Below are 8,585 nucleotides of genomic sequence, written 5' to 3'. Positions count from 1 at the left end.
CGCGCCGTGGCGCCGCCCGCCGCCCCGCAAATGGCGGCGGCGGCCCCCGCCCTGCCGCCGGGCGGCGGCTCGCTGCTGGGGATGGCGCAGAGCGGGAGCGGCAATTGACCTTGAATTTATGGCCGGGGGAGGAGCCGCCGCGCCGGCAGAGAGCGCGGCGGAAAGACCCTCTCGAATCCTTGAAGGCCCCGCGCGGTTTCGCCCCGCCGCCCGACCAGCGCGGCGCGCTGGAGCGGGCGCGCGAGCGCGTGGTGATCGCCGCGTTTCTGTTCATCTTCCTGTTCGGCGCGCTCGGGCTGAAGCTGATCTGGGCGACGGTGGTGGACCCCATCCATCCCAGCCCGGCGCAGATCGCGGCGATGACGCCCCAGCTGAGCGTGCTGCCGCCCCCGCCGGGGCGCGCCGACATCACCGACCGCAACGGCACCATCCTCGCCGTCTCCCTGCCCGGGGCGGCGCTCTACGCCGACCCGCGCCAGGTGCCCGACCCGCAGGCGGCGGCGGTGCTGCTGGCCAACGCGCTCACCGGCTTCGACGCCAACTGGCTGGCGGGCAAGCTGGGGGCGGGCGTGCCCGCCGAAAAGCGCAAGGAATTCGTCTATCTCGACCGGCGGCTCACCCCCCAGGAGGAGGTGGCGGTCAATTCGCTCGGCATTCCCGGCGTGTATTTCGAGAATGGCGAGAAGCGCCATTACCCGGATGGCGATCTCGCCGCTCATATTCTGGGCGGGGTGCGGATCGACAGCTCCGGCGTCGCCGGGGTGGAGCAGTATTTCAACAAGACCCTGACCAGCGACCCGCAGCCCTTGCAGCTTTCCATCGATGCCGGCATCCAGAGCATCGTGCATGACGAGCTGGCGGCGGCGATGAAGGAGTTCCAGTCGCCGGGGGCCTGCGCCATCGTGATGAATGTGCGGACCGGCGAGATCCTGGCGATGGCCAGCCTGCCGGATTACGACGTGAACGCCTACGGCTCCGCCACGCCCAATCAGCAATTCAACCGCTGCGTGAACGGCAATTACGAGCCAGGCTCGGTGTTCAAGCTGCAAACCGTGGCGATGGCGCTGGATAGCGGGCTGGTGCATTGGTGGGATTATTTCGACACCACCCACCCGCTGAAGGTGGGGCGGTTTCACATCACCGATTTCGAGCCGGCGCATACCTGGATGGCGGTGCCGGAGATTCTCAACGTCTCCTCCAATATCGGCGCGTCGCGCATCGCCACCATATTGGGGCCGAAGATCGAGCAGGATTGGTACGCGAAGCAGGGCTTCTTCAAGCCGCTCGCCATCCAGCTGCCCGGCCCGCCAATGCCGCTCTTTCCCTCCAAAAATAATTGGGGGCTGGCGGCGACGATGACCGTCTCCTTCGGGGCGGGCATCGCCATCTCCCCCCTGCAGCTGGTGACGGCGACCATCCCCATCGTCAATGGCGGCATCCGCTATGAGCCGACCTTGCTGAAGGTGGAGCCGGGCGGGCCGCAACCGCAGGGCGTGCGGATCATGCAGCAGAGCACCTCCGACATGATGCGCAAGCTGATGACCAATGTCGTGCTGTTCGGCACCGGCAAGAATGCCGCCGTGCCCGGCTATGTGGTGGGGGGCAAGACCGGCACCGCGCAGGTGGTGGGGCCGAATGGCGGCTACCTCAAACACACCAACAACGCCTCCTTCATGGCCGCCTTCCCGATGCAGGACCCGCAATACATCATCTATGTGCTGGTGTTGCAGCCGAAGCCGGACGCGACGACCTATGGCTTTACCACCGGCGGCTATATCGCCGCGCCGACGGTGGGGCGGATCATCGCCCGCATGGGGCCGATGCTGGGCATCATGCCCGCCGCCGGGGACGAGCTGGCGCAGCTGGACGCGCAGCTGACCGTGCCGCTCAACCCCTCCACCCCGCCGGGGCAGCGCGGGCTGGGGCCGGGCAACCCGCTGCCCCCGGGGGCCAACGCCTTCGCCTACCAGCTGATGGGGGCGAAACCGCCCCAGGCCACCCTCCCCCGCCTGCCCGCCATGGGCGGGCAGGCCCGCCCCGCCGCCTCCCACGCGCGCCAGCCGCCCCATGACGGCATCATGGCGCCGGTCTCGCCGATGATGGACAGCCACATGACGGCGCGGGAGTCCGGCTATGGACGAGGCTGAAATGCGGGGGGTGCTGGGCCTCACCGCCGATAGCCGGGCCGTGCGCCCGGGCTGGCTGTTCGCCGCCCTGCCGGGGGCGCGGGCGGATGGCCGCGCCTATATCGGCGAGGCGGTGGCGCGCGGCGCCGTGGCCGTGCTGGCCCCGGAGGGCACGCCCTGGCCCCCCGGCGTGCCGCCCCGCCGCCTCATCACCGCGCGTGACCCGCGCGCCCGGCTGGCGGAGCTGGCGGTGGCGTTTTTTGGCCGCCCGCCCGAGCGGCTGGCGGCGGTGACGGGCACCAACGGCAAGACCAGCACCGCCGATTTTCTCCGCCAGATGCTGGGCATGGCCGGGCGCGAGGCGGCCTCCATCGGCACGCTGGGGGTGGTGGCGCCGGGGGTGGCGCCCGGCGGCGGCCTGACCACGCCCGACCCGGTGAGCCTGGCGCGGGTGCTGGCCGGGCTGGCGCAAGCCGGGGTGAGCGACGTGGCGCTGGAGGCCTCCAGCCACGGGCTCGACCAGCACCGGCTGGATGGGTTGCGCTTCGCCGCTGCGGGCTTCACCAACCTCACCCGCGACCATCTCGATTATCACGGCTCGATGGCCGCCTATGGCGCCGCCAAGCTGCGCCTGTTCGAGGCGCTGCTGAAACCCGGCGCGGCCATCCGCGCGATGGCCGATCTCGACCCGGAGCTGCTGGCGCGGCTGCGCGAGCTGGCGGCGGCGCGGCGGCTGGATTTCGCGCCGGTGGCGGTGGAGCGGGTGGAGCCGCGCCCGGAGGGGCAGGTGGCGCATATTGGCGGGCGGGCGGTGGAATTGCCGCTGCCCGGGCGCTTCCAGGCCGAGAACGCGGCGCTGGCCGCCAGCCTGGCCGAGGCGCTGGGGGTTGGGGACGCGCTGGCGCTGCTGCCGCGCCTGGCCGGGGTGCGCGGACGGCTGGAGCGCGCCCTGGTGCTGCCCAACGGGGCCGCCGCCTATGTGGATTATGCCCATACGCCGGACGCCATCGCCCGGCTGCTCGCCGCCCTGCGCCCGCATGCCAGCAACCGTCTGCACATCGTCCTCGGCGCGGGGGGCGACCGCGACGCGGGCAAGCGGCCGCTGATGGGCGCCGCCGCCGCGCGCGGCGCGGATGTGGTGATCGTCACCGATGACAACCCGCGCGGCGAGGATCCGGCGCTGATCCGCCAGGCGATTCTCGCCGCCTGCCCCGGCGCCGTGGAGATCGGCGACCGGCGCGCGGCCATCGCCGCCGCGCTGGAGGGGCTGCGCCCGGGTGACGTGCTGGTGGTGGCGGGCAAGGGCCATGAGCAGGGGCAGATCATCGGCGGCGAGGTGATCCCCTTCGACGACGCGGCGGTGATCCGCGAGCTGGGGGGCGGGGCATGAGCGCGCTCTGGACCGCGGCGGAATTGCGGGACCTGTTCGGCACGGGCTGGGATGTGACCGGGCTTTCCATCGACACGCGCAGCCTGCGCCCGGGCGATCTGTTCGTGGCGCTGCGCGGCGAGCGCGACGGGCATGACTACGCCGGGGCGGCCTTTGCCCGGGGGGCGGCGGCGGCGCTGGTCTCCCGCCCGGTGGCGGGCACCGCCATTCTGGTGCCGGACACGCTGGCGGGGCTGGAACGGTTGGGCCGGGCGGGGCGGGAACGGTCCCGGGCGCGGGTGATCGCCGTGACCGGCTCTGTCGGCAAGACGACGGTGAAGGAGATGCTGCGCCGGTTGCTCGCCCCCTTCGGCCCGGTGCACGCGGCGGAGGCGAGCTTCAACAACCATATCGGCGTGCCCCTGACCCTGGCGCGGCTGCCGCGCGAGGCGGCGTTTTGCGTGGTCGAGATCGGCATGAATCATCCGGGCGAGATCGCGCCGCTGGCGGCGCTGGCCCGGCCCGACGCCGCCATCATCACCTGCGTGGACCGGGCGCATCTCGGCCTGATGGGCTCCGAGCTCGCCATCGCCCGCGAGAAGGCGAGCCTCTACGCGGCCCTGGCCGAGGGCGGCAAGGCGGTGATCCCGGGAGACTCCGCCTATCTGCACCTGTTGCGCGAGGCGGTGCCGGAGGGGCGCGGCGCCTTCGTGTTCAACGGGGCCGAGGCGCGGCTGCTCGACCTCGCGAACGGGCCGGAAGGCTGTGAGGCGGCGGCGGAGATTCTGGGCCGGAAGGTCTATTTCCGCCTCGCCGCGCCGGGGCGGCACATGGCCGCCAACGCCCTGGCGGCGCTGACCGCCGCCGCCGCGCTGGGGCTGGATGTGGAGATTGCCGCCGCCGCGCTCTCCGGTTTCGCGCCCTTTGCCGGGCGGGGGGCGCGGCGGGAGGTGGATTTGCCGGGCGGGCGGCGCATCCTGCTGCTGGATGAGAGCTACAACGCCTCCGGCGCCTCCATGCGCGCCGCCTTCTCCGTGCTGCGGCTGCAAGCCGGGCGGCGGGTGGCGGTGCTGGGGGATATTCTGGAGCTGGGCGAGCACGCCCTGGCCGAGCATCTCGCCCTTGGCCCCGCCCTGCGCGAGAGCGCCGACCTCGTTTTTACCGCCGGGCCGGGCTGCGGGGCCTTGTTCGACTCGCTGCCCCGCGCCATTCAGGGCGCGCATGCGCCGGAGGCCGCGGGCCTCGCCCCGCTGGTGAAGGCCGCGCTGCGCGACGGCGACGCCGTGCTGGTGAAGGGCAGCCACGGCAGCCGCATGCGCGACGTGATCTCCGCCCTGGAAAGTCCCGGCTGATGTTCTACTGGCTTCTTCTCCCGCTCGCCGGGTATGTGCACGCGTTCAACCTGTTCCGCTACATCACCTTCCGGGCGGGTGGCGCCTGCCTCACCGCGCTCGTCATCAGCTTCTGGCTGGGGCCGGGGCTGATCCGCCGCCTGCGCGCCATGCAGCGCCATGGCCAGCCCATCCGCGCCGACGGGCCGGAGCGGCATTTGCTGGAGAAGAAGGGCACGCCCACCATGGGCGGCACGCTGATGCTGGTGGCGCTGGGGATCTCCACCCTGCTTTGGGCGGACCTCTCCAACGGCTATGTCTGGGCGGTGCTGATGGTGACCTTCGGCTATGGCGGCATCGGCTTCGCCGATGATTTCCTCAAGCTGACCAGGCGCAACAGCAAGGGCGTGCCGGGGCGCGTCCGCCTGCTGGGCGAGGCGGCGCTCGGGCTGATCGCCGCCTTGTGGATGACGCATCTGATGCCCGCGCCCATCGCCGACGGGCTGGCGGTGCCGCTGTTCAAGAATTTGCTGATCCCGCTTGGCTTCATGTTTCCGGTCTTCGCGCTGATCGTGATGATGGGCGCGGCCAATGCGGTGAATTTCACCGACGGGCTGGACGGGCTCGCCACCGTGCCGACGATGATCGCCGCCGGGGTGTTCGCGCTGATCGCCTACCTGGTCGGCAACCGGATCTTCGCGGGCTATCTCGAGATCCATTTCATTCCCGGCGTGGGCGAGCTCGCGGTGTTTCTCTCGGCGCTGATTGGCGCGGGGATGGGGTTTCTCTGGTTCAACGCCCCGCCGGCCGCGGTGTTCATGGGCGATACCGGCTCGCTCTCGCTGGGCGGGGCGCTGGGCGCGGTGGCGGTGGCGACCAAGAACGAGATCGTGCTCGCCATCGTCGGCGGGCTGTTCGTGGTGGAGACGATCTCGGTCATCGTCCAGGTGTTCTGGTTCAAGCGGACGGGGCGGCGGGTGTTTTTGATGGCGCCGCTGCATCATCATTTCGAGAAGAAGGGCTGGGCGGAGCCGACCATCGTCATCCGCTTCTGGATCATCTCGATGATTCTGGGGCTGGTGGGGCTGGCCACCTTGAAGATCCGATGAGCGTGTTCTCCGGCAAATCCTTCGCGGTGGTGGGGCTGGGCAAGGCCGGGCTGCCCGCCGCCCGGCGGCTGCGCGAATGGGGCGCGGGGGTGACGGTCTGGGACGATGGCGAGGCCGCGCGGGCCGCCGCCGCCGCCGAGGGGTTCGCGCCCGTCAGGCCGAGCGAATCCGGCCGGAGTTTCGATGCGCTGGTGCTCTCGCCCGGCATTCCCCACCGGCTGCCCGCCCCCCACCCCGAGGCGGGCTGGGCGGCGGCGCGCGGCATTCCCATCCTCACCGATGCGGAGCTGCTCTACCAGGGGGTGCGGGGGCTTGGCAGCCGGGCGCGTTTCGCGGGGGTTACCGGCACCAACGGCAAATCCACCACCACCGCCCTGCTCGCGCATATTCTGGAGGTGGCGGGGGTGCCTCACGCGGCGGGGGCCAATCTCGGCCCGGCGGCGCTTTCCTTGCCGGTGCTGCCGGATGAGGGCGTTTATGTGCTGGAGATGTCCAGCTATATGTTGGAGAGACTCGCGGCCCTGCGCTTCGATGCCGCCGCGATGCTCAATCTTTCCCCCGATCATCTCGACCGCCATGGCGGCATGGCCGGCTACGCCGCCGCCAAGCGCGCGATCTTCGCCCGCCAGGACGCGGGCTGCACGGCGGTGATCGGGGTGGATGACGACGCCTCCCGCGAGATGGCCGCCTGGCTGCGCGGCGGGCCGGCGCGGGTGGTGGAGATTTCCGGCGCCGGGCGGCGGACCGGGGCGAGGGCGCTGGCGGGCGAGCACAACGCCCAGAACGCCGAGGCCGCCGCCGCCCTGGCCCGCGCCCTGGGCGTGGGCGCGGCCGATATCGCCGCCGGGATCGAGAGCTTCCCCGGCCTCGCGCACCGCGCCCAGGAAGTGGCGATGCGCGAGGGCGTGCGCTTCATCAATGACAGCAAGGCCACCAACGCCGATGCGGCGAGCCGGGCGATGAGCGTGTTTCCCCGCTTCGTCTGGATCGCGGGGGGGATCGCCAAGGCGGGCGGGATCGAGCCGCTGGCGCCGCTATTTCCCCGCATCGAGGCCGCTTTTCTCATCGGCCGGGACGGCCCGGCCTTCGCGCGGCGCCTCACCGCCGCCGGGGTGGCGAATGATTATGCCGGCACTCTGGAAGAGGCGGTGCCCGCCGCCTTCGCGGCGGCCAAGGCGGGCAGCGGCGTGGTGCTGTTCTCGCCCGCCTGCGCCAGCTTCGACCAGTTCGCCGATTTCGAGGCGCGGGGGGCGCGTTTCACCGCCCTGGCGCAAGGAGGGGCCTGATGCCGCAACTCTCGCGCGCGGATACGTCCACCCTGGGCCGCTGGTGGTGGAGCGTGGACCGGGTGACGCTGATGGCGCTCGCCGTGCTGCTCGGCATCGGCTATGTGCTGGCGCTGGCGGCGACGCCGGGCCTCACCGACCACATCACCGACCCGCACACGCTGGCGATGCTCAAGCAGATCGTCTTTCTGGCGTTGAGCGGCCTCACCATGCTCGGCCTTTCCATGCTCTCCCTGCGGCAGGTGAAGCTGGCGGCGCTGGGCCTGGGGATTGTCTTCTATCTGCTCACCGCCTTCACCCTGCTGCACGGCACCGAGGTGGATGGGGCCAAGCGCTGGCTCTCTTTGCCCGGCTTCACCATCCAGCCTTCCGAATTCCTGCGCCCGGCCTTCATCATCATCGTCGCCTGGTGCATCGCCGAATCCCGCCGCACGCCCGGCTTTCCCGGCAAGCGGGCGGCGCTGGGCGTGTATCTCGCCACCGCGGCGCTGCTGAAGATGCAGCCCGATATCGGCATGACCTTCTTGTTCACCATGGTCGTGCTGACGGAACTCTATCTCGACGGGCTGGAGATGAAATGGCTCGCCGTGGCGGGGGCGCTGCTGGTGGTGGCGGGCGTTCTGGCCTTTCTGTTCATCGCCCATGTGCATACGCGGGTGATGGTCTTCCTCGACCCGCCCAAGGGCAGCCAGGCCCAGACGGCGCTGATGGCCTTCGGCAATGGGGGCATGCTCGGGCGCGGCCCCGGCGAGGGGCAGGTGAAGCACTTCCTGCCCGATGCGCGGGCCGATTTCGTCTTCGCCGTGGCGGGCGAGGAATTCGGGCTGTTCTTCTGCGCCTTCATCATCCTGGTCTTCGCCGCCATCGTGTTGCGGGCGCTGGTGCGGCTGCTGGCGGAGCCCAATCTCTTCGTGGTGCTGGCGGGGGGCGGGCTGGTCGCGGGGTTCGGGCTGCAAGCCTTCGTCAACATGGCCTCCTCGCTCTCCCTCATTCCCACCAAGGGGATGACGCTGCCGCTGATCTCCTATGGCGGCAGCTCAGCCCTGGCGATTTCCACCCAGATGGGATTTCTGCTGGCGCTGACCCGCAAGCGCCACGCCGGAGACGCGGCATGAGGGCGGCGGCGCATCAGCCCATCGTCATCGCCGCGGGTGGCACGGGCGGGCATTTTTTCCCGGCCGAGGCGCTGGCGGCGGAATTGCTGGAGCGCGGCGAGCGGGTGGTGCTGCTCACCGATGCGCGCTCGGGCGGGCTCGCCTCCCCTGTTTTCGCCCGCACCGAGCGGCATGTGGTGGCGGGGGCGGGGCTGGCCGGGCGCGGGCCGGGCCGCGCCGCCGCCGGGGCGCTGGCCCTGGCCAGGGGCG

Annotated in this window: 7 protein-coding genes; all 7 read left to right on the top strand. The window is 71.3% G+C overall.

The window, feature by feature from the left end; all coding sequences use genetic code 11:
- Window positions 1-104 precede the first annotated feature (104 nt).
- Entirely contained in the window at window positions 105-2,147 is a 2,043-nt protein-coding gene (locus M7H45_RS05430; protein ID WP_298215237.1) for a penicillin-binding protein 2, read from the top strand.
- Window positions 2,134-3,516: a UDP-N-acetylmuramoyl-L-alanyl-D-glutamate--2,6-diaminopimelate ligase gene (locus M7H45_RS05425; RefSeq protein WP_298215236.1), complete on the top strand. Its 1,383-nt coding sequence runs from the start codon at window positions 2,134-2,136 to the stop codon at window positions 3,514-3,516. The genes M7H45_RS05430 and M7H45_RS05425 overlap by 14 nt, the downstream gene beginning before the upstream one ends.
- Window positions 3,513-4,847, top strand: a complete 1,335-nt coding sequence (gene murF, locus M7H45_RS05420; RefSeq protein ID WP_298215235.1) for a UDP-N-acetylmuramoyl-tripeptide--D-alanyl-D-alanine ligase — start codon at window positions 3,513-3,515, stop codon at window positions 4,845-4,847. Before M7H45_RS05425 ends, murF begins: the two co-directional genes overlap by 4 nt.
- Window positions 4,847-5,935, top strand: coding sequence for a phospho-N-acetylmuramoyl-pentapeptide-transferase (mraY, locus tag M7H45_RS05415; protein ID WP_298215234.1), 1,089 nt, complete (start codon window positions 4,847-4,849; stop codon window positions 5,933-5,935). The genes murF and mraY overlap by 1 nt, the downstream gene beginning before the upstream one ends.
- On the top strand, window positions 5,932-7,221 hold the full coding sequence (gene murD / locus M7H45_RS05410) for a UDP-N-acetylmuramoyl-L-alanine--D-glutamate ligase (RefSeq protein ID WP_298215233.1): 1,290 nt from the start codon (window positions 5,932-5,934) through the stop codon (window positions 7,219-7,221). The genes mraY and murD overlap by 4 nt, the downstream gene beginning before the upstream one ends.
- Window positions 7,221-8,336 (top strand): FtsW/RodA/SpoVE family cell cycle protein, encoded by a 1,116-nt coding sequence (locus M7H45_RS05405; RefSeq protein WP_298215232.1) that lies wholly within the window; start codon window positions 7,221-7,223, stop codon window positions 8,334-8,336. Before murD ends, M7H45_RS05405 begins: the two co-directional genes overlap by 1 nt.
- The coding region (locus M7H45_RS05400) for a glycosyltransferase (RefSeq protein WP_298215231.1) at window positions 8,333-8,585 on the top strand (253 nt) is incomplete at its 3' end. The genes M7H45_RS05405 and M7H45_RS05400, both read left to right, overlap by 4 nt.

This window comes from Acidocella sp., assembly GCF_027352905.1.
GTDB lineage: Bacteria > Pseudomonadota > Alphaproteobacteria > Acetobacterales > Acetobacteraceae > Acidocella.
Note: the sequence above shows the minus strand (reverse complement) of the source record. Positions and strands in the feature narration are given on the sequence as shown.